At 69.7% G+C, this 20,738-nt stretch carries 16 protein-coding genes, 5 tRNA genes and 1 CRISPR repeat array; of the genes, 9 read left to right on the plus strand and 12 right to left on the minus strand.

Annotated features, from left to right (window positions below):
- Window positions 1–88: 88 nt before the first annotated feature.
- Complete coding sequence (locus FHS13_RS05680) at window positions 89–559, minus strand: ATP-binding protein (protein ID WP_184288576.1); 471 nt, start codon at window positions 557–559, stop codon at window positions 89–91.
- Window positions 560–766: 207 nt separating this feature from the next.
- Between FHS13_RS05680 and FHS13_RS05685 the strand changes: the two genes are divergently transcribed.
- Together FHS13_RS05685 and FHS13_RS05690 are read left to right on the plus strand one after the other, a co-directional pair.
- Window positions 767–1,576 carry a helix-turn-helix domain-containing protein gene (locus tag FHS13_RS05685; RefSeq protein ID WP_184288579.1) on the plus strand — a complete coding sequence of 270 codons (810 nt, stop codon included), beginning with the start codon at window positions 767–769 and terminating at the stop codon, window positions 1,574–1,576.
- A complete protein-coding gene (locus FHS13_RS05690; RefSeq protein ID WP_184288582.1) occupies window positions 1,573–1,755 on the plus strand; it encodes a DUF397 domain-containing protein in 183 nt (60 codons plus the stop codon). Before FHS13_RS05685 ends, FHS13_RS05690 begins: the two co-directional genes overlap by 4 nt.
- A 186-nt stretch (window positions 1,756–1,941) precedes the next feature.
- Here FHS13_RS05690 and FHS13_RS05695 read toward each other — a convergent pair whose 3' ends face one another.
- From FHS13_RS05695 to FHS13_RS05705, 3 genes are all read right to left on the minus strand, one after another.
- Window positions 1,942–5,661, minus strand: coding sequence for an AAA family ATPase (locus FHS13_RS05695; RefSeq protein WP_184288585.1), 3,720 nt, complete (start codon window positions 5,659–5,661; stop codon window positions 1,942–1,944).
- 144 nt (window positions 5,662–5,805) lie between these two features.
- Window positions 5,806–6,915 (minus strand): DUF6183 family protein, encoded by a 1,110-nt coding sequence (locus tag FHS13_RS05700; RefSeq protein ID WP_184288589.1) that lies wholly within the window; start codon window positions 6,913–6,915, stop codon window positions 5,806–5,808.
- A 413-nt stretch (window positions 6,916–7,328) separates the two neighbouring features.
- Window positions 7,329–7,723: a CRISPR direct-repeat array (repeat unit 29 nt; unit sequence GTGCTCCCCGCACAGGCGGGGGTGAGTCC).
- A 555-nt stretch (window positions 7,724–8,278) separates the two neighbouring features.
- Window positions 8,279–9,100 carry a transposase family protein gene (locus FHS13_RS05705; protein ID WP_184288591.1) on the minus strand — a complete coding sequence of 274 codons (822 nt, stop codon included), beginning with the start codon at window positions 9,098–9,100 and terminating at the stop codon, window positions 8,279–8,281.
- A gap of 270 nt (window positions 9,101–9,370) precedes the next feature.
- Here FHS13_RS05705 and FHS13_RS05710 point away from each other — a divergent pair, with 270 nt between their 5' ends.
- Both FHS13_RS05710 and FHS13_RS05715 read left to right on the plus strand, forming a co-directional pair.
- Window positions 9,371–9,715, plus strand: a complete 345-nt coding sequence (locus FHS13_RS05710) for a hypothetical protein (protein ID WP_184288593.1) — start codon at window positions 9,371–9,373, stop codon at window positions 9,713–9,715.
- A gap of 667 nt (window positions 9,716–10,382) precedes the next feature.
- Window positions 10,383–11,099, plus strand: coding sequence for a response regulator (locus tag FHS13_RS05715; protein ID WP_184288596.1), 717 nt, complete (start codon window positions 10,383–10,385; stop codon window positions 11,097–11,099).
- 268 nt (window positions 11,100–11,367) lie between these two features.
- Here the strand turns inward: FHS13_RS05715 and FHS13_RS05720 are convergent, their stop codons facing one another.
- On the minus strand, window positions 11,368–11,964 hold the full coding sequence (locus tag FHS13_RS05720; RefSeq protein WP_184288598.1) for an HD domain-containing protein: 597 nt from the start codon (window positions 11,962–11,964) through the stop codon (window positions 11,368–11,370).
- A 208-nt stretch (window positions 11,965–12,172) separates the two neighbouring features.
- Here FHS13_RS05720 and lhgO point away from each other — a divergent pair, with 208 nt between their 5' ends.
- Entirely contained in the window at window positions 12,173–13,378 is a 1,206-nt protein-coding gene (gene lhgO, locus FHS13_RS05725; protein WP_184288602.1) for an L-2-hydroxyglutarate oxidase, read from the plus strand.
- Between the two features lie 232 nt (window positions 13,379–13,610).
- Window positions 13,611–14,459 carry a siderophore-interacting protein gene (locus tag FHS13_RS05730; RefSeq protein WP_184288605.1) on the plus strand — a complete coding sequence of 283 codons (849 nt, stop codon included), beginning with the start codon at window positions 13,611–13,613 and terminating at the stop codon, window positions 14,457–14,459.
- 90 nt (window positions 14,460–14,549) lie between these two features.
- Here FHS13_RS05730 and FHS13_RS05735 read toward each other — a convergent pair.
- From FHS13_RS05735 to FHS13_RS05755, 5 genes are all read right to left on the minus strand, one after another.
- Window positions 14,550–14,626 (minus strand) — tRNA-Val (locus FHS13_RS05735).
- A 17-nt stretch (window positions 14,627–14,643) separates the two neighbouring features.
- Window positions 14,644–14,718, minus strand: a tRNA-Cys gene (locus FHS13_RS05740).
- 50 nt (window positions 14,719–14,768) lie between these two features.
- Window positions 14,769–14,841: transfer RNA gene (locus FHS13_RS05745), tRNA-Gly, on the minus strand.
- 69 nt (window positions 14,842–14,910) lie between these two features.
- Window positions 14,911–14,983, minus strand: a tRNA-Gly gene (locus FHS13_RS05750).
- Window positions 14,984–15,138: 155 nt separating this feature from the next.
- A complete protein-coding gene (locus tag FHS13_RS05755) occupies window positions 15,139–15,570 on the minus strand; it encodes a roadblock/LC7 domain-containing protein (RefSeq protein ID WP_184288608.1) in 432 nt (143 codons plus the stop codon).
- Window positions 15,571–15,931: 361 nt separating this feature from the next.
- Here FHS13_RS05755 and FHS13_RS05760 point away from each other — a divergent pair, with 361 nt between their 5' ends.
- Window positions 15,932–16,774, plus strand: coding sequence for an aminotransferase class IV (locus FHS13_RS05760; protein ID WP_184288611.1), 843 nt, complete (start codon window positions 15,932–15,934; stop codon window positions 16,772–16,774).
- A 70-nt stretch (window positions 16,775–16,844) separates the two neighbouring features.
- On the opposite strand, the gene FHS13_RS05765 is transcribed toward FHS13_RS05760, so the two are convergent.
- The gene (locus FHS13_RS05765; protein WP_184288614.1) at window positions 16,845–17,267 is read right to left on the minus strand and encodes an SsgA family sporulation/cell division regulator; all 423 of its coding nucleotides are present in this window, start codon (window positions 17,265–17,267) and stop codon (window positions 16,845–16,847) included.
- Window positions 17,268–17,746: 479 nt separating this feature from the next.
- On the opposite strand from FHS13_RS05765, the gene FHS13_RS05770 reads away from it, so the two are divergent.
- Window positions 17,747–17,820: transfer RNA gene (locus FHS13_RS05770), tRNA-Val, on the plus strand.
- Between the two features lie 79 nt (window positions 17,821–17,899).
- On the opposite strand, the gene FHS13_RS05775 is transcribed toward FHS13_RS05770, so the two are convergent.
- Window positions 17,900–18,199 carry a PGPGW domain-containing protein gene (locus FHS13_RS05775; protein WP_184289183.1) on the minus strand — a complete coding sequence of 100 codons (300 nt, stop codon included), beginning with the start codon at window positions 18,197–18,199 and terminating at the stop codon, window positions 17,900–17,902.
- 508 nt (window positions 18,200–18,707) lie between these two features.
- On the opposite strand from FHS13_RS05775, the gene thrS reads away from it, so the two are divergent.
- Window positions 18,708–20,681 (plus strand): threonine--tRNA ligase, encoded by a 1,974-nt coding sequence (thrS, locus tag FHS13_RS05780; RefSeq protein WP_184288617.1) that lies wholly within the window; start codon window positions 18,708–18,710, stop codon window positions 20,679–20,681.
- The last annotated feature ends 57 nt before the right edge of the window (window positions 20,682–20,738 follow it).

Here is a 20,738-nt window from a genome sequence, read left to right on the forward strand (position 1 = left end):
TTTCCGTCCGCTCCGCGAGCGGCGGGTTCTTCGGCGCCGGCCCGCCGTGGGCGCCGGTTCCGGCCGCGGCCGGGGGTGCGGGGCCCTCTCAGCGGCTGATGAGGGCGCGCACGGTGATCGGCAGCCCCGCGCTGCCGATCCAGTCCCAGTACAGGCTGAGCCGGTCGACCAGGTGCAGTCCGCCGCCGCGCGGCCGCAGCCGGGGGAAGGGGTACCAGCCGTCGGCCCCCTGGTCGGCGCCGTCGTCGGTGACGGCGAGCTCGATCTGGAAGCGGCTGCGGGTGAGGGCGATCTCCACGGCGCCGCCGGGGAGGCCGGAGCGGGTGTGGCGGTGGGCGTTGTCGACCAGTACGGCGGCGAGGCGGGCGATCCGGTCGGCGCAGGCCTGGCCGGAGCGGGAGGCCTGGTAGGCCCAGGAGCAGACGGAGTCGCCGTAGCGCGCGGGGTCCGCGGTGTCGGCGGGGCCGAGGACGAGGGCCGAGGAGTTCGGGTTGCCGGTGGGGCGACGGCGGGGGAGCAGAGAGGCCTCCCGAAGAACTCGTGTAACAGTAGACTGCATTTGTCTCACCAATCTTGTTTCGTCTCAGGTGAGGCACGCCTCGGAAGCCGGGGCAGTGGAGACCGGGGCTTTTCCCGTGCGCAGGATTTGTGCCGCTCGGGTCACAACTATCCACAACGCGCACCGGGCCGGGAAGCGCTACAGGTGAACTGTCGCTTCCTGGTGAATCCTGTAGCGGTTGTTGTCGCCCTGTAGTTGAATGGTTGTATGGCTGCGAAACCACACAAGCCTTGGGTGCTTTTCGGGAAAGAGATGCGCCGTCTCCGTGTTGAGCTGGGGCTTTCCCAGGCGGAGCTCGGTAAACGCATCCGGGTGAGCGGTGCCATGGTGGGTCATCTCGAACGGGCCGTCCGTATCCCAAACAGGGAGCAAGTGGACGCCCTGGAGGCTGTTTTCGCTACAAACGGCGACCTGCTCCGCCGGTGGTCGGAGACCATGAAAACAAGAAGTGTTCCCGATTGGTTTCAGAATGCGCTCGCCACCGAGGGGCAGGCCGAGCTCATCTGCCAATATCAGTCCATACTGGTTCCCGGACTGCTGCAGACGGAACGCTATGCCGAGGTTCTGATGAGGTCGTGGCAGCCGAGGGCAACGGAGGAAAAAATAGAGCAACTCGTACGAACTCGGACAGGAAGGCTGCCGAATTTACTGGAACAGCGTCCCACATTGTGGTTCGTGGTGGACGAGGTGGTGGTGACACGGCCGATAGGGTCACTCAGGGTCATGGCCGACCAGCTGGAACACATCGCCGCCCTCGCCGACTCCGGAAGCATTCGCTTCCAGGTGCTGCCCCAGCGAATGCTGCACCCCGGCCTGTGCCCGCCGTTCCGGATCATGTTTTTGCGAGATGAGCGCGCTGTGGTGTTCGTGGAGCACGCACTGGGGGATGTAGCACGTAGCGACTCCCGGGAAGTATCCCAGATGCGTACTCTGTTCGGGTCGATGCAGGCCGATGCGCTGCCACCAGCGGAATCGGTGCGACGCATCCGTGAAATCGGAAAGGAAATGGCGGCATGAGCAATGTGGCGCACGAGAAGTGGCACAAGTCGTCGTACAGCGGCGGCAACGGAGGTGACTGCGTGGAGGTGTCCGAGGGGCCGGTGACCGGTCTCCGCGACACCCGCAACCGCGAGCTGGGACACCTGGACCTGCCCGCCCGGGAGTGGGTCTCCCTGCTGGGGCTGCTGCGCGGCTGACCTGGTACGACGGCCGGTCCCGCCCAGGATAGGTGGGCGGGGCCGGACTCGTCGGCACTCAGGCTACCCGTCGGACACGGAAGACGAACGGGACCAAAGACCAAAGAAACGTGTGAACTACGTCCTTCGGCCCACGTGTCGGAAAAGCGACTCCGTTCCGGACAGACACCGAAAGCTGCCGAGGCCTCAGAGGTACAGCCCCGTCCCCACGCGCGCGCCCCCGCCATCGGGCAGGGAGACAGGAACGTCCGCCGGCGCGAGCGTGCGCAGAACCTCCTCGTCGTCCAGGTCCAGCTCCGCCACCCGCACGGCCTGCGCACGGGCCGCCCGTTCGAACAGCATCTCGGCCAGGCGGGCATTGGCCGGCGACTCCGGCCGCGGCCGGTCCAGCAGCAGCGCCCGCACCGCCGCCACGGTCTCGGGCGCCGCCCGGAACCCCGCCTCGCGCGCCCGCTCGGCGAACACCTGCGCCAGGTCCTCCTCCGACAGGTCGGCGAAGCGGAGCCGCCGCGTGAACAGCGCATCCAGCTCCGGACGCGCCTCCAGGAGCGCAGGCAGGTCCTCCGGCGCCCCCGACAGGACCACCAGCAGATCGTGGCGGTGCAGCTCCACCAGACGCACCAGCTCCCGCACCGCCTCGTCCACCGAAGGATCCGCCCCCGGCCGCACCAGCACCGCGTGCGCCTCCGCCAGGAACAGCACCCCGCCCGCCGCGGACCGCACCGCCGCGTCCACCAGCTCGGCACTCTGCCCCGGCAGCAGCCCCACCAGGTCCTTGCGCCCCACCGTCACCACATGCCCCGACGACAGCACCCCGCGCCGACCGCACACCTGCCCCGCCAGCTCGGCGAACGTCGCCCGACCCGTACCGGGAGAACCCAGCAGCACCATGTGCTCCAGAGCCCCCGACACACTGATCCCCGCCCCCCGGCGGGCCTGCTCCACCCGGGCGCGCGCATCCAGGGCGCGCAGCTCCCGCCGCGCCTCCTCCTGCCCCACCAGCCTCTCCGCCGCCTCCAGCGGATCCTCCGGCGCCGGCACCCCCGTACGCGCCCCCAGAGCCGCCGGGACGTCGGACGGCAGCAGCTCGCACAACCGGTCCGCCGACCGCTCCCCGGCACCGGTGATCCGCTCGGCCTGCAGCGCCGTCGCACGCTCCAGCAGGTTGCGCATCAGCCGCGCGTTGCCGAACGCCCGGTCGCGCGGCGCCGCCCGCAGCAGCTGGCGCACCCGCGCCTCCGTGCCCTCCCCGAGCGTGAACCCCGCCTCGCGCGCCATCACCCCGAAGATCTCCACCAGCTCCCGGTCCGTGTAGTCCGGAAACGACAGATGCCGGGGGAAACGCGAGGCCAGACCCGGGTTCGACGCCAGGAAACCCGCCATCTCCTGCGGATATCCGGCAACCACCACCACGAGGTCCTCGCGGTGGTCCTCCATCATGCGCAGCAGCGTCGCGATCGCCTCGGGCCCGTAGTCGTTGGCCGACTCCGACGCGGTCAGCGAATACGCCTCGTCGATGAACAGCACCCCGCCCAGCGCACTGCGCACCACCTGCTCCACCTTCGGCGCCGTCTGCCCGATGTAGCGACCCACCAGGTCACCGCGCGAGACGTCCACCAGATGGCCCGACGACAGCAGACCCAGCTCGGCGTACACCGCACCCAGCATCCGCGCCACCATCGTCTTGGCCGTCCCCGGGCTGCCCGTGAACACCAGGTGCCGGGCCGGCGCGGACACCGGGACCCCCGCCCCCGCACGCAACCGCTCGGCCTCGGCCTCCGCCACGTACAGCCGCACCTCCCGCTTGACCGCCTCCAGACCCACCAGGGCGTCCAGCTCCGCCAGCGGATCCTCCGGCACCGCACCGCGCCACCCGACCGGGCCCACCGCCGCCGTCTCCAGGGTGTCGGGAACGTCCTCGGCCAGCAGCCGACCCAACCGGTCGGCCTCGCCCTCGGTCGCCTCCGCACCCGAACCCAGACCCGGCGACGACCCCGCCGGCGCCGCCGCCAACCGGGCCGCCTGCCGCGACAGCGTCCGGTCCAGCAGCACCCGGGCCGACCGCGCACCGCCGAACCCCTGACCGCGCGACGCACGCCCCAGCAGCCGACCCGCCTTGGCGACGGCCTCCGGGTCGGCCTCCAGACCCGACTCCTCCACCATCGCGGCGAAGACCGCCGTCAGCTCCTCACCGCTCGGATCGGGAAAGCGCAGCCGCCGCGAGATCCGCGCCGCCAACCGCGGAGACGCCGACAGCAGCCGACCCACCCGCTCCTCGGTCTCGTCGGCCAGCACCACCACCAGCTCGTCGGCGTGCTCGTCCATCTTGCGCACCAGCACCGACAGCGCGTCCGCACCCAGACCGCGGCTGTTCTCCGCCTCCGTCAGAGCGGACGCGTCGTCCACCAGCAGCACCCCGCCCAGCGCACCGCGCACCACCTGCGCCACCCGCTCGGCCACCCCACCGGTGTGATCGGCCACCAGATTGGCCCGGCTCACCTCCGTCACCCGGCCCGTGCGCAGCAGCCCCGCCTCCGCGTAGACCTCGCCCACGATCCGCGCCACCGCCGACTTCCCCGTGCCGGGACGGCCGGTGAACACCATGTGCCGCCCCGGACCCGCCACCGACAACCCCGCCTGCACCCGCCGGCGCGCGGCCTCCGCCTCCGCGGCCACGGCACGCACCTGCCTCTTGACCTCGGCCAGACCCACCAACGCGTCCAGCCGCTCCAGCGGCGTGGGACCCAGGACCGGATCGGCCTCGCGCGCCCTCGCCGCCTGCTCCTGCTCCACCACCCCGTCCGCACCCGCCAGACCGGGAACGAGCACGGGCACGGCCGGCGGCCGACAGTAGCGGCGCAGATCGGTCTGGAAACCGCTCACCGGCAGCGGAGTCCCGTACCGGGGAGACTTGTGCACCTCGTTCCCCGACGAGGTCAGCGCCAGCGCACAGCGCGTCCCCATGTCCAGCCAGGCCCGGGAGACATCGGCCTCGCCCGCCACCACGCCCTGCCACAACCACGTGCGGGCCCGGTCCTGCCACGCCACCAGGTCGAACCCCTTCTTACGGGTGCGGAACTCGTCCGACAGCGCCCGGAACTGCCCCGCCTCGAACAGGGCGCTGGAAACGGGCGGCAGGTTGCTCAGACCCGCACCCAGGCAGATGTCCACCAGCACGTCCGGCAGCGACGGCACGTCGTGGGCCACCGCGGCGAGCCGCTCGTGCGCGGCGGCGAACCTCTCGTGGGCCCACGCCAGGAACCGCGCCGGCGGCGCGAACTCGGGAACGGACGGGAAGTGCTCGGCGTCGATCGCCGCAGCCCAGGCCACCCGCAGGTCACGCGGGCTCGCCGACATGTCGAACTCGCGATCGACCGGATTCGCGGCGCGCCGGTCCAACAGGGCGCGCCAGGCCCGGCGGCGCTCCTCCCACGGCTCGACCCCCTCGGCCGCGTCCAGGATGTCGCCGATGACGGAGAAGGCGATCTCGCGGTCGGCGCGCTCCTTGGACACCTCGATCAACCCGTAGCAGGGAGGCATGGTGAGCGTGTCCAGGAGCCACTGGTGGGGCTCCGACACCAGGTTGGACACCGAGGTGTGGCGGCCGATCGCGATCGAAGGCATCCGCGCGCTGCTGCCGCCGACCACCCGCAGGGGGCCCTGGAGGGCGATCAGGTGGTCGACGACGTCGCCGCGCAGGCGCTTGTGCCGCTGCTGGTCGGAACCGGAGGCGCGACCGGGAGGGAAATCGCGGGCCCGCGGATCCTCGATCACGGTGTCGAACAGCTCGACCAGGTCGTCGACGAGCCGGTGGGGCACCCGCCAGGGACCGTACTCGTAGATGTCGAGAACCGGCTCATCGGTGAGAAGCAGTTCCAGGTGCTCAGGCAGACGGATCGCCGACAAGCCGGGGCTCCTTCGAGGGGGAGGGGCGCAAACACGTATGTCTTGCGAGGATATGTCGGGGATATCAGAGGCATCGGATATTTTCCTCTTTCCCCACGTCGGAGAACCTCCCCGGGAGGAGGGGCGCGGAGGCAGAGGGCCGAGTCAGTCCGTGTCGGTGGCCGCCAGAACCGTCAGCCGGCGGCGCCCCGGAGACAGCGCGGCCACCCCGATGTCCCAGATGAGCCGGTGATACCAGGAGGTGGAGGTGCCGAGGTGGTACCAGCCGCACGAGGCGGCGCGCCCCTCGACCTCCTCGAAGGAAGCCTCCTCCGCCGCTCCGGTGAGCCCGCCGAGGGACCGCCAAGCGGCAAGTCGCCTGTAGGCGCCGTACAGGGCACCGCCGTAGGCGCCGCCGCCGCAGGCCGCGGCGAACAGCTCGGCCCACACCGCCCCGGCGTCGGACCGGTACACGGAGAAGTTCCTGCCGCCCCCCGAACACGCGAGGCCGAGCAGAGTTCCGGGAAGGTCGCCCTCCTCCAGGGGCTGTGCCGGCTCGAAGGCACGGGCCTCGACCAGGCCGTTGGACTCCTCGACCCATCCGGCGGTCGCGGCGGACAGCGCCGCCGGAGCGGTCACTTCCTGAACAGCGACCCCGCCGGTACGGCGGCGAACCGGTGCACCGCCTCCGGAGGAAGGCCGTGGTGACATGCTTCCCCGCAACGAGTGGCTGGGAAGTACGGCACCGGACTCCAGCGCCGAGCGCCGTGCCGGCAGCCAGGCGAGCGGATGCTGACCGCGCCGAAGGACACCGGACCACCTCTGCGCCTCGGGCAGATCGCGGAGGTCGGCGCCTCGGACCAGCAGTTCGTGGAGCGTACAGGCCCGCAGCTCGTCGGAGCCGCCGCTGCCCGAACCACTGCCGCGAAAGACCGGCCGGAGGCCGTCGGGGTCCTGCGCCGATGTGAGGAGGGAAGCCGCGTACCGGGCCCGCTTCCGTGCGGCCCGGTCCTGGCCGGAGGTGAGTCGGAGAAGCTGCTCGACACTGCGCCGTCCCGGTGTCAGCGCCAGGAGCCGTACCACGGTGTCCAGGACGCTCCTGTGCTGCCATGCGGGAACGGAGGAGGCGGCGGTCAGGCGGAGCAGTTCCGCGCCCAGGTCCCCGAGGAAGACGGCGTCACCGTCGGCCATACGGCGCTCCAGCTCGGTGTGGAGCGGGCCGGTGTCGCGGCTCCGGAGGAGCTCTGCCGCGATCCTCTCGGGTCGGTGTCTCACGGCACCGACCCTACACAGGTGTTCGGTTCCGGACGGAGGAGGAAGGTGGAGGCGCTGTGGAGGTGGGCGATGCAGCCGAGTCACCGGTGCCATGCGCGCTTTCGCCTCGCGGGAAAACCCGTGTCCCGATACCGGAGCGACAGCGCGCACCCACGCCGTGGTCGTCCGCACACACCACCTGGCCGCGATGGGCCGAGCCCGTTTTTCCGCGCCCGGCGCCCTGTCTGCACCGAGGCGCCCCGGTGACAGGTTTCCCCGGCACGGTCCCGGGAGTATTCTCGACCTGTCGAGGAGACCAGGCGAGCGAGGTCCGGTGCTTCATCCCGTGTGGATCCGTGTCATGGGGTGGCCTGGGGCTCGCGCACTTTGCATCTCATATCGATAACGCGTCACGTTTCCCCAGTACAGCAAGGGTGCTCCCCGCACAGGCGGGGGTGAGTCCCATGGACGGCCGTCAGCGTGCATCCTGCGGGCGTGCTCCCCGCACAGGCGGGGGTGAGTCCTCCTGCACTCCATGGCGTCGGTCTCCGAAGAGGTGCTCCCCGCACAGGCGGGGGTGAGTCCTCCTGCACTCCATGGCGTCGGTCTCCGAAGAGGTGCTCCCCGCACAGGCGGGGGTGAGTCGGGGGCCAGGGCCAGGGCGTCACCGACAGCCGCGTGCTCCCCGCACAGGCGGGGGTGAGTCCTTGGCCGGGATGGGCGGCCGGTGGGTGGAGATGTGCTCCCCGCACAGGCGGGGGTGAGTCCCATGGACGGCCGTCAGCGTGCATCCTGCGGGCGTGCTCCCCGCACAGGCGGGGGTGAGTCCCCGGCCACCCGCGCTCAGGCGGACCGGCTCCAGTGCCCCCCGCACAGGCGGGGTGAATCCACCAAACAAGGCCGTCCGGGTGACGCCCTTACGGGGCTGCGTACGGGAACGAACCGTACTGTTCTGGTTGAGGGGCCTTCGCGAGGGAACGTGCGATCAGCCTTGCTGAGTAAGAAGTCTGGTTATGACCGGGATGGTTTAGTAGCCGCAAACAGTTTCGAAAACCTCATGCTGTGATTCCTCAAGGCTATCAACTCAGGCCTCGCGATTCCAAGAAGGAATCCCGAATCAGGGGCAGAGGGTGGTGAGGAGCTCGGCCCTGTCCGCAAGAACTTGAAAACCATCCCCCCGGACCAGTTGCTTGGGTAGCTTTGACCTACGCTAGTGCTTCGCACAGCACAAGCGCAGTACCCCTCGAGCGCGACCAGCTGGGACTTCGCATGGAGCGAACGCGTCACCCCGACAAAGATCTCGAAGCTGTGCTGCGGGCAGCAGAGGGGCAAGGCTGGCGGGTCACTCGCAACAAGAAGTACTTCAAGATGTACTGAGGTGATCTCAGTGAGTTTGCTTCTCGATATTGGTCAGAGCCAACGCGGCTTGCACGATCGCGCCGATTTTGGACGGGCTCATCGTGGTGTGGCGCAGCACTCTCCACCGTCCGGTCAGGACCGCCATCGCGCGCTCGCCGATGCACCGCAGGCCGCGTAGCAGCCGGTTGTAGGCCCGGTCATCGGCATGCCAGCGATGCTCGTCGACCTCGGGCGGACGTTTGATCGGCGTGCGCACCCCCACACCAGCGCCGTCGTAGCCGGGATCGGCCAGCACTACCACCCCGTCGGCCGTGGCCTTGTGCACAAGCGGAAACACGTGCCGGCGTGCGGCGGTGATGTCGGGCGTGGACCCGGGCTCGACGTCGGATACCCATAGCGGTTCTCCTCGGGCATCGGAAAGGAACTGGATGTTGCCGCCGTGGCGGTGTTTGTGGCCGCTGTACCAGAGGTTGCTTCGACCGGAGGGGCCAGGCTCCGAACAGCGGTCGGAAGGAAACAGTTTTCCGTCCAGGATCAGGGGGTCGTTGGGGGTGGTGCGGGCGTGTTCGAGGACCTGGTGCAGGTCGGGGGCTTGGTCGGCGAGCACGTCGATGCCCTCGTCGACGTAGCGGTAGCCGGTGGCTCGGGAGATGTGGTTGTCCCTGGCCAGGGCGTCGATGGCGGTGCCGTCGCGAAACCACCGCAAGACCAGGACTGCCTGTTTGTAGCAGGTCAGGGCGCGGGTGCCTGTGCGGGTGCCGCGGCGTTGGCGTTCGGCGTTCAGCAGGGCTGAAAGGTGCCAAACGGTGGTCTGGTCCACGTCGAGGGTGGCAGTATAGGGAACCACGTGGAGCCTTTCAGGTGGTCCGGTGGAGATTCGACACCTCGCCTTCTACCTGGGGCTCCACGTCTGTGTCAGGGGAACGGAAATTCACCCATGGATGCACTTCTCGTCTTTATTGCCGGTTTTCTACTGCTTCCCGATTGCTGAGATCACCTCACTGTCCGTGTGAAGAAAAACATTTCAAGACTGTTCATGTGTCGCCATCCGGGGCAAGCTACCTGAAGAACCTTCTCGGGCAACTGCGACGAGCGACTTGCTGGGAGGAGTGAGGGCGTGAGCATCTACCATCTGACCGTCGATCTAGCGTTCGAAAATCCCTCGGGGCTTGCCACAGATGAGGACTTTGACGATTTTGTCGATCGGTTCCTCGACGAGCTTGACAATCTGGTGGAATCAGACCCGGGCATTGTGGATCCTGATGTAGCCGGAAGCCTTGCCCAGCGAACCATCACAGTGACCATGGGCGTGGAAGCAGGCACCGTCGAAGACGGGGCACGTCTGTTTTTTGCCAACGTTCGGTGCGCACTGCACGCGGCAGAGAGCGCTACGCCCAACTGGCCGACGTTCGCGCCTTCGACTCCTATGAGCCCTGGCCGGGTAGGACTGGTAGACGCTTGAAACCAGTGAAGAACGGAGTGCCCTTGCCACGTACGGTCGGCAAGGGCACTCCGTGCGTCAGCCTGGAAATGTGGGCTCAGTGCGACCGCTGCGCCGTCTGAGCACGCGCCGTGTACTCCGCGGGGACCTCGTTCGGGGCGGTCTCGACCAGGGTCCGCTTGCGCGTACACCATCAGGTCACCTCATGGGAAGAAGCGAACCTCCTGATCCCCTGGGATCACGGGTGTGCAGCTCGCTCCCGCTTACTGGGGAGCCAAGGCCGCCTGGGCGCTGACCCGTCCCCGGCCGGGCCGGAGCGGGCCCGGCAGCAGTGGGGCACTCGGGAGTCGGGGTCCACCCCGTCGACACGGTGGGCTTTCCCAGCCGGCACAGCCCGGCGGGCGTGACCTGCGGGGGCCGGTGTGTCCACCGCTCCTGAAATGCCGACGCATGGTCCGGGTCCGTCTCGTGCTCACCGGAAACCTCGATTCCCGGCTAGGCCTGCGCGCCTCGTGTCAATATGAGTGGCAGTTCTCAGACAAGGAGCGGCACATGTTTCCGCGTCTTCGATCGGCCGTCCGACCTCGCGCGAGCAGAAGGCGGTGCCCCCCGTGCGGCAGCGGGGGCCGCGGGTAGCCCCCTGCCCAGGAGAGATGTCAGGTTTTCCGAGAAGGAAGGCGTCCTTGCCGTGTCCCCCCATCCCCATCCTCCCGCCCGCGTGCTGCATCCGCGCAAGGAGTGCGTCGCAGGACCGATCCGCGTCATGGTCGTGGACGACCACGCGCTGTTCCGGCGCGGACTGGTGTCCGTGCTGGAGGACGAGGACGACATCGTCGTCGTCAGCGAGGCCGGTGACGGCGACGAAGCGGTCCGGCTCGCCGCCGAGACCCAGCCCGACGTGGTCCTCATGGACGTGTGCATGCCCAACTCGCGCGGTATCGAGGCCTGCCCGCGCATCCGCAAGGCGGTGCCGCACACCAAGTTCGTCATGCTGACCATGAGCGACGAGGAGTCCGACCTCTTCGACGCCCTCAAGGTCGGTGCGAGCGGCTACCTGCTCAAGGAGATCGCGGTCACCGACATCGCGCGCGCCATCCGCGCCATCGTCGGCGGGCAGACCTTCGTCAATCCGGCGATGGCGACCAAGCTCATCGGGGAGTTCGCCGAGCTGGCCAAGCAGGAGAGCAGCACGTCCGAGCAGCGGATCATCCCCCAGCTCACCCCGCGCGAGACTGAGGTGCTCAAACTGCTGGCCCGCTCGCTCAACAACCGGGAGATCGGCGAGCGTCTGTTCATCACCGAGAACACCGTGAAGAACCACGTCCGCAGCATCCTGGAGAAGCTCCAGGTCCATTCGCGTACGGAGGCGGCCATCTACGCCGTGCGGTCCCAGTACGTCGGCTAGGCCCTGTTGTGTAGATCATCTCGGGCTGCACGGCCGCCAGGCGCCCCCTTGCCGCGTCGGAGAGCTTGCGAAGCCAACCAGGCTGAGCTGCGCTCCCCACCTCGCAAGGGAACACCTGGTCGGCCGTTCGCCGGAGGATCGGCTCCGCCGATACGGCGAGAGCATCCAAAAACAGGCCCTGGCGGATGCCCGGCGGCGTCCCCGCCCGTGGCCTCCGCTCCTACGTGCGGGCGCCGGTGAGGACGCCGCAGGTGCCGGTGGTGCGGGCCTAGATCAGGGCGTGGCCGTAGGTGTCCACGAGAGAGGCCAGGTCGGGGTCGCCGAAGTGCCGGCGCAGCTCCTTGAACCTGGTCACCTTGTCCTCGCCGAAGCGGGACACGGACACGGCGTAGGTGTCCGCGGAGACGAACACCGGCGGGTTCTTCTTGCTGTGGAACTTGTCCGCGTACATCACCAGCTGCTCCTCCGCGGACTCGGCCACGTAGTCGCCCTCGGGGAGGGGAAGCCCCTGCACCCGGATGTCCTCGCGGGTGATGCCCACGCCGGTGTGGTGGGAGCAGAACCGCGACAGCTCCTCGGGGAACCCCTCCGAGGTGAGGATCTCCTGTCCCAGCAGCCCGTGGCTCACGTAGTTCCGGTGGTCGAGGCGGCCCGAGGCGTCGTAGAGGCGGTACACCCCCAGGTCGTGGAGCAGGCATCCCGCCCTGACCAGGTCGCGGTCCAGGTCGTGGCCGTACCGGTCGAGCAGCTGCTCGGCGATCGCGCACACGATCTCGCAGTGCGTGTGGACGAGCGCCAGTGCCTCGGGTGTGGGCGCGTACCGCTCGTGGAGGGCGCGGATCTCTGCGTCGGTGGGGATGACCATGCCTTCGACCGTAGTACCGGAAGGAGGGTGCCGCCGACTCCGGGAGGCGCGGCGGCCAGGGGGCGCGGTGCGGCGGTGGTGCCGGGGCGTGCATCATTCCTTCGGGGCCTGTACGGCGCGGGCCGGGACCGGAGGCGCTGTGCCGCCGCGTCCGGGCCGGCGCCGGTCCCGAGGGCCGTTGCGGAGAACCTGAATCGAGGAGGCCACCATGGCTGACGAGGTCATCGGCATCGTCGGTGCCGGCATCGTCGGGCTCGCGATCGGCCGGGAGGTCACCCTTCGCCGGCCGGGCACGCGGGTCGTGGTGCTGGAGAAGGAGGACCGCGTGGCCGTGCACCAGACCGGCCGCAACTCCGGGGTCGTCCACGCCGGCCTCTACTACCGGCCGGGCAGCCTCAAGGCGCGCCTGTGCACGCGCGGCAAGGGGATGCTGCGGGAGTACTGTGCCGACCGCGGTCTGCCCTACGACGAGTGCGGCAAGCTCGTCGTCGCGGTGGACGAGGACGACGTGGCGCGGCTCGACGGCATCCACGCCAGGGCCGACACGAACGCCGTCCCGGGTCTGCGCCGGGTGGGGCCCGACGGGATCCGCGACATCGAGCCGTACGCGGCGGGCCTGGCCGCCCTGTATTCGCCGCACACGGCCATCACCGACTACACGCGCATCGCCGAGGCCTTCGCCGAGGACATCGTCGCCGCGGGCGGGGAGATCCGGTTCCACTCCCCGGTCACCGCGATCGAGGAGACCGGAGATGCCGTACACGTCACCGCCGGCGGCGAGATCGTCCGGGTGGACGGCCTCGTCGTCGCGGGCGGTCTCATGACGGACCGGCTCGCCCGCCTGGCGGGCGACAGGTCCGACCCCAGGATCACCCCGTTCCGGGGCGAGTACATGCTGCTGCGCCCGGAGAAGGCGCACATGGTGCGCGGGCTCGTCTACCCCGTGCCCGACCCCCGGTACCCCTTCCTCGGGGTGCACTTCACCCGCCGGGTGTCGGGGGAGGTCGAGGTCGGTCCCAACGCCGTCCTCGCCTTCTCCCGCGAGGGCTACAAGTTCTCCGACGTCCGGCCGGGGGACCTGGCTGAGTGCCTTTCCTGGCCGGGTTTCTGGGCCATGGGGTTCCGGCACTGGAGAACGGGGATCCAGGAGATGCACGGGTCCCTGTCCAGGCGTGCGTATCTGAGGCCGGCCCGCCGGTACGTGCCCGGGATCGGGCCCGGCGACGTCGTGCCGGGCGGTGCCGGTGTGCGCGCCCAGGCGCTCGACCGCAGGGGCAACCTCGTCGACGACTTCCGGATCAGCCAGATGGGGCGCGTGACGGCCGTGCGCAACGCGCCCTCGCCCGCGGCCACCTCCTCGATGGCGATCGCCGAACACGTCATGGACGTCGTCGACGGGAGGAGCGCGGGCTGAGCTCCCGCGTGCGGCGGCCGAGGCCCGGTCGGAGGGTGTGGCTCCGGTGTCTGGCAAGGTGGGGAGGGACGTCACCGCAGCGCCGAGCGGCCGGACGCGCCGCTTTCCGAGCTGCGGGCCGCGCTCTTGCGCGGCCCGGCAGGGCGGGGTTCCCCGAAGCAGTGAGCCGGGAACCCCGCCCCGCCGTTTTTCTGTGAACGGACGCCCCGCGTCCGGAGGAGGGAACGAAGACATGTCTGAACGCTCCGGACGCCCCGGACGCAGGGCGCCGCAGGTCACGCACGCGCGGGTGGAGAGGGTCGAGCGGCTCACCCCCCACATGGTCCGCCTCGTGCTGGGCGGGCCCGGAATGGCGGAGTTCACCGCCGGCGAGTACACCGACCACTACATCAAGCTGCTGTTCCCTCCGGAGGGTGCGCCCTACTCGGTGCCCTTCGACCTCGGAAAGATCCGCGAGGAGCTGCCGCGCGAGCTGTGGCCGGCCATGCGCACCTACACGGTGCGCGGTTGGGACGCGGAGAGGAAGGAGCTGTTCGTCGATGTCGTCACCCACGGGGACGAGGGGCTGGCCGGGGTGTGGGCGGCCGGGGCGAAGCCCGGCGACGAGATCTGCTTCGTCGGCCCCGGCGGCGCCTACGCGCCGGACCCCGAGGCGGACTGGCACCTGCTGGTCGGTGACGAGAGCGCGCTCCCGGCCGTCGCCGCCGCCCTCGAACGCCTGCCGCAGGGCGCCGTCGCACATGTCTTCCTGGAGGTCGCCGGACCGGAGGAGGAGCAGGAGCTGGTGACGGCCGCGAACGCCGCGATCACCTGGATCCACCGCGGCGCCGACGCTCCCGGTGCCGGGCTCGTCGGTGCGGTGGAGGCCCTGGACTTCCCCGAGGGCGACGTGCACGCCTTCGTCCACGGCGAGGCGGGCGCGGTCAAGGAGCTGCGCCGGGTGCTGCTGCGTGAGCGCGGGGTGCCCCGCGAGCGCGTGTCCATCTCGGGCTACTGGCGCCTGGGCATGAACGAGGACGGGTGGCAGGCCGGCAAGCGCGAGTGGAACCGGCAGGTGGAGGAGGAGCAGGACAAGGCCTGACCCGCCGGGGCCGGGGCGGGGCCTCCCGCTCCGGCGCACCGCGTGCGGAAAAAGAAAAAGACCCCCGCAGGGGTCCGTTTCCGGTGACGCTGGTGGGCGATACAGGATTCGAACCTGTGACCTCTACCGTGTCAAGGTAGCGCTCTAACCAACTGAGCTAACCGCCCTCATGGAGATGAGGTATTGGAGGCGGAGACGGGAATCGAACCCGTGTGCAGGGATTTGCAGTCCCTTGCCTCAACCACTCGGCCACTCCGCCAGGAACAGCATGGGGGAGCTGTCGAGTGACACCCATGCAGGGCCTCTCCGAGCGGACGACGGGATTCGAACCCGCGACCCTCACCTTGGCAAGGTGATGCTCTACCAACTGAGCCACGTCCGCGTGTGCGCCGGGGGTTCTCCCCGATGCGGTCCCCATTCTGCCACCGATGGACAGGGGAGGAAACCTTCGAGCGGACGACGGGATTCGAACCCGCGACCCTCACCTTGGCAAGGTGATGCTCTACCAACTGAGCCACGTCCGCGCGGCGATGGTGCGGGGCTTCCCGGTCCGGGGCGCCCCCTCGCTGCATTCAGAACTTTAGCGGATTCCGGGCCAAGCGCGAAATCGGTGGTCCGAGCCCTGCCGTGGCAGGCCCAGCGGGGCGGCCCGCCGCGGCGGCAGGGGCCGGACATGTTCCTAACTCTCCACGTGGGCGGGGGTGGAGGGCATGTCCGGCCGGGGAGGCGCCGACAGATACTGCCCGACCCGTTCGATCACCTTGTTCATCTCGTAGGCGATGAGGCCCACGTCGCTGTCGGAGTCGGACATCAGGGCCATGCAGGCACCCTCGCCCGCCGCGGCGACGAAGAGGAACGCCTGGTCCATCTCGATGATGCTCTGGCGGATGCCGCCGGCGGAGAACTGCTTGCTGGCCCCGCCGGCGAGGCTGTGCAGCCCCGAGGCGATCGCGGACAGGTGTTCGGCGGCGGGGCGGTCCAGGCCGCTGGAGGTGGCCATGAGGAGCCCGTCGGTGGACAGGACGATGGCGTGCTGCGTTCCGGAGGCGCGGGTGAGGAGATCGTCCAGCAGCCAGCTGAGCTCGCCGCGGGCAGTGCTCGGTGGAGTCATGTCTCTCTTTGTTCTGTCGTCGGGGACGGGCGTGACAGGCGGGGGCCCGCGCCCACGGGGTGTGACCGGCCAGTGCGAACAGGGGGGCACAGGTCGGCTACCGGCGGGTCCCGCACAAGCGTTGCCCAGATGATAGTCATTCGTAATCTATCTGTCTGGGCCCCTGCTCGCGTGTCTGATGCTTCCTGTTTCCGTCAGAGGCTTGTGACCAGCGTCGACGGGTCCATCGGCCGGTATCGGATCCCGTGCCGCGGCCGGTGCCGGTCAGGTCCTTGCCAAGCGCGGCGCTCCCGGGTACGGGGCGTGGGAGTATCGGTGTGCCGCCCTGCACGGGCGACCTGAGGAACGTGGGGGTGGAGAGATGAAGGTCTGGATCGCCGGAGCCGGATACGGACGCGGCGCCGTCGTCGACGTGTCGGAGGCGAGGATTCCCGTGTCGGACCACGGCATCACCGTGGGCGACGGGGTCTTCGAGACCGTGCTCTCCAGGAGCGGCCGCCCGTTCGCGCTCACCCGGCACCTGCGCCGGCTGGCCCGCTCGGCGGAGGGCCTGGGCATGGCCGCGCCGGACCTGGACCTGATCGCCGAGGGGGTCGCGCAGGCCGTGGCCGCCAACCGGGAGCTGCCCGATGCCCGGGTGCGCATCACGGTGACCGACGGGGCGGGGCCGCTGGGGTCCGACCGCTCCCCGGGCGAGCAGACGATGATCGTCGCCATGGGCTCCTTCCCGGGGGTTCCCCCGCAGACCGACGTGGCGCTGGCCCCGTGGCCGCGCAACGAGTTCGGGGCCCTGGCCGGGCTCAAGACCACCTCGTACGCCGACAACGTGCGCGCGCTGGCCCACGCCAAGGCCCGGGGCGCGAGTGAGGCCCTCTTCCGCAACGTGAGCGGGAATCTGTGCGAGGGCACCGGCAGCAACGTCTTCGTGGTGCTGGACGGGCGCCTGGTCACCCCGCCGCTGTCGGCGGGGCCGCTGGCGGGCATCACCCGCGAACTGGTCCTGGAGTGGTACGGCGCCGCGGAGGAGGACGTGCCCATGGAGCGCCTGCCCGAGGTGAGCGAGATGTTCCTGACCTCGACCGGCCGCGACGTCCAGGCGGTCCTGCACGTCGACGGGAAGCGGGTGTCGGACGGGCCGGGCCCGATCACGCTGGAGGCGATGAAGGTGTTCGCCGAGCGCTCCGCCGCCGACATCGATCCCTGACGGGCACCGGAGACGCGAACGGGGGACGGCGCGCCGGCGCCGTCCCCCGTTTCTCCCTGCCCCGGAGGGCTCAGGAGTGGAGGTGCTGCTGGATCTCGTCGTCGAGGTCCACGAACTGGGCCTCCTGCCCGGCCGGGACGATCTCGTAGGTCCGGTGCAGGAACTCGGCCAGCGGGGAGACCTGGGTGTCGAACTCGGCCTGGCCGAAGGGGGAGGACAGGGCGATGCTGACGTTGCGCTCACCGTTCTCGTCCTTGGAGGGCCACACGCGCACGTCGCCCTCGCCGACCGGGCGGACGATGCCGACCGTCAGGAGCTCCCGGGCGAAGATCCACTCGACGGGGTCCTCCTCGCCGGTGTGGAAGGCGATGCGGATCGCGTAGGGATCGTTCGAGCTGTACTTGACGCGTGCGGCCAGGGGGACCGCGGCGCGTTCGGGAACCACGAGCCGGAGGCCCAGCTCGGCGGTGGCAGTGGTGTCGCTACTGTTCATGTTCGCCAAACCTTTTCTCGTCCGGCCCTGCCGGCGCGGTGCGGTCGGTTGCCGTCTCACTCGCTCCAACGCGGTTCCCCGCGGACTATGACGTGAGTACGGAGACTTTCTTCGGGAGGACCGGAGGTCTCGCCGCCCGCCCAGCGGGGCCGGCGCGCCGCAGGGCGGCTCCACGATCCTTCGTCACTGTAATGACCAGGACAAACCAAAGATTTCCCAATACTGAGTGGCCCACGTCACGCGCAGGTAATGTCTTGGTGCCGTGCGGGGGTCCGCGGGGGCCGGGAACTCCTACTCACTGGGGGGATCATGTCCGACGGAGAACTCTCCCACGAACACGCCGCAAGTATACTGTGAGCTCGGTCACGCCAGGATGTCCGGCCGCGGAATCGGAGGCGGAGCGATCACTCCGAAACATGCGCTAGAGTTTTCCTTGTCCGAACGACAGGGCGGACACCGGGTGGCCCGCAGGCCGCCGGGGGCGATTAGCTCAGTTGGTTAGAGCGCGTCGTTCACACCGACGAGGTCACTGGTTCGAGTCCAGTATCGCCCACATCGAAGCAGAAGGGGATCCATCCAGGATGGATCCCCTTCTGTCGTTCCGGTTCCCGGGTCGACGGCCCGAGCCCTGTTCAGTCGACGGTTCCCGGGGCGGTCCGGCGCCGCAGGGCGCGGCGGGAGCGGTGGCGGCGCAGGAGCTCGGTGCGCAGGCGCTGCCCGTAGCGTTCGGCGCGGCGGAACCACCTCCGTGCGGGGCTGACCACGCGGCGGGCCCAGGGGAACTCGGTGCTGAGCACGATCAGTCCGAGGATGACCGCGGCCACACCCGGTCCGGGCGTGACCATCATGACCAGGCCGGCCAGGATGATGAGGACGCCGACCACGCCCACCAGGACCACCCAGGGCAGGCGGAGCACCGGGTGCGCGTGCATGTACCTGCGGAAGAGGCGCAGTCGGGCGCGCGTGCGGCGCCACATGCGGACACGGCGGGAACGCCGCTTCCGAGGTGCGGGGAGTGTCTCCGGTGCCGGCGGGTCTGGTGGTGGGCTCGGTGACATGCGCTCACAGTATTCGGTCGAAACGAGTGGGTGCATTCAGGTCCACTGGGGCGGCGATCGGGCGTCTGCTGATTGTCACCGATCCCGAACCGAGGATCAACGCCCTCAGGTAGTGCTGTGCATACAGCGCCAAAAAAGCGACAAGTAGCTACATAACAGTCCAACGGGTTGAGGGATCTTCGCATTCCGGGCTCTTGGTCCCTCTTCCCCGATCCACCGAACCGAAAAGACCGCACCGGTGCGGTCGCGCCCCCGCGCCCGGGCCGGCGGAAAACCCGGAGGTGCCCCTGCCGCGGAGCCGATAGCATCGACCGAGGACGCCGACCGCCCCGACGGGCCGCCGGCGCCACCGCATCCGACCACGACCCACCAGGGAGTCACCGTGTCCGCCGCGCCAGAGCTGCACATCACCATCGCCGGAACTCCGCGTGTGGTGGCGGCCGCCACCACGGCGGGCCAGGCACTGGAGGCCGACGGCAGGACCGTCATCGCGGCCATGGTCAACGGAGAGCCGCGCGACCTCTTCCGGGAGCTGCACGAGGGCGACTCCGTCGAGCCGATCACCATCGACTCCGAGGAGGGCCGGGCGATCCTGCGCCACTCCACCGCGCACGTGCTGGCCCAGGCCGTCCAGGAGCTCTTCCCCGAGGCCAAGCTGGGCATCGGCCCGCCCGTGGAGAACGGCTTCTACTACGACTTCGACGTCGCCGAGCCCTTCACCCCCGCCGATCTCAAGAGCATCGAGAAGAAGATGCAGCAGATCATCAAGCAGGGGCAGCGCTTCGAGCGCCGTGCCGTCAGCGACGAGGAGGCCCGCGCCGAGCTGGCCGCCGAGCCCTACAAGCTGGAGCTGATCGGCCTCAAGGGCGGCGCGGCCGAGGCCGCCGAGGGCGCTTCCGCCGAGGTCGGCGCGGGCGAGCTCACCATCTACGACAACGTCGACCCGCGCAGCGGCGAGCTGTGCTGGAAGGACCTGTGCCGGGGCCCGCACCTGCCCACCACCCGCGTGGTGCCGGCCTTCAAGCTCATGCGCACCGCCGCCGCCTACTGGCGCGGCAAGGAGAGCAACCCGCAGCTCCAGCGCATCTACGGCACCGCCTGGGAGAGCAAGGACGCCCTCAAGGCCCACCTCACCTTCCTGGAGGAGGCCGAGAAGCGCGACCACCGCAAGCTCGGCAGCGAGCTGGACCTGTTCTCCGTCCCCGACGAGATCGGCTCGGGCCTGGCCGTCTTCCACCCCAAGGGCGGCATCATCCGCCGGGTGATGGAGGACTACTCGCGCAGGCGCCACGAGGAGGGCGGCTACGAGTTCGTCTACACCCCGCACGCCACCAAGAGCACCCTCTTCGAGAAGTCGGGGCACCTGGACTGGTACGCGGACGGCATGTACCCCCCCATGCAGCTCGACGCCGGCCAGGACTACTACCTCAAGCCGATGAACTGCCCGATGCACAACCTGATCTTCGACGCGCGCGGGCGCTCCTACCGGGAGCTGCCGCTGCGCCTGTTCGAGTTCGGCACCGTGTACCGGTACGAGAAGTCCGGTGTGGTCCACGGCCTGACCCGCGCCCGCGGCTTCACCCAGGACGACGCGCACATCTACTGCACCAAGGAGCAGATGGCGGACGAGCTCGACTCGCTGCTCACCTTCGTGCTGGACCTGCTGCGCGACTACGGCCTCACCGACTTCTACCTGGAGCTGTCCACCAAGGACCCGGAGAAGTACATCGGCTCCGACGAGGTGTGGGAGGAGGCCACCGAGACCCTGCGCCAGGCGGCGGAGAAGCAGGGCCTGGAGCTCGTCCTGGACCCGGGGGGCGCGGCCTTCTACGGCCCCAAGATCTCGGTGCAGGCCAAGGACGCCATCGGCCGGACCTGGCAGATGTCCACCGTCCAGCTGGACTTCAACCTGCCCGAGCGCTTCGACCTGGAGTACACCGCCGCCGACGGCTCCCGGCAGCGCCCGGTGATGATCCACCGCGCCCTGTTCGGCTCCATCGAGCGGTTCTTCGCCGTGCTCCTGGAGCACTACGCGGGCGCCTTCCCCGCCTGGCTCGCGCCGGTCCAGGCGGTGGGCATCCCGATCGCCGACGAGCACGTGCCCTACCTGCAGGAGGTCGCGGCCAAGCTGCGCGCCGAGGGCATCCGCGTGGAGGTCGACGCCGGCGACGACCGCATGCAGAAGAAGATCCGCAACGCCCAGAAGCAGAAGGTGCCCTTCATGCTGCTGGCCGGTGACGAGGACATCAGCAAGGGCGCGGTGTCCTTCCGCTACCGCGACGGCTCCCAGAACAACGGCGTCCCGGTCGACGAGGCGGTCGCCGAGATCGTCGCCGCGGTCCGCGAGCGCCGCTGATCTCCGGCACGGCGACAGGAGCGCCCGTCCCCGCGGGGACGGGCGCTCCTTCGCGTC

The sequence above is a fragment of the Nocardiopsis algeriensis genome, from assembly GCF_014203695.1.
GTDB lineage: Bacteria > Actinomycetota > Actinomycetes > Streptosporangiales > Streptosporangiaceae > Nocardiopsis > Nocardiopsis algeriensis.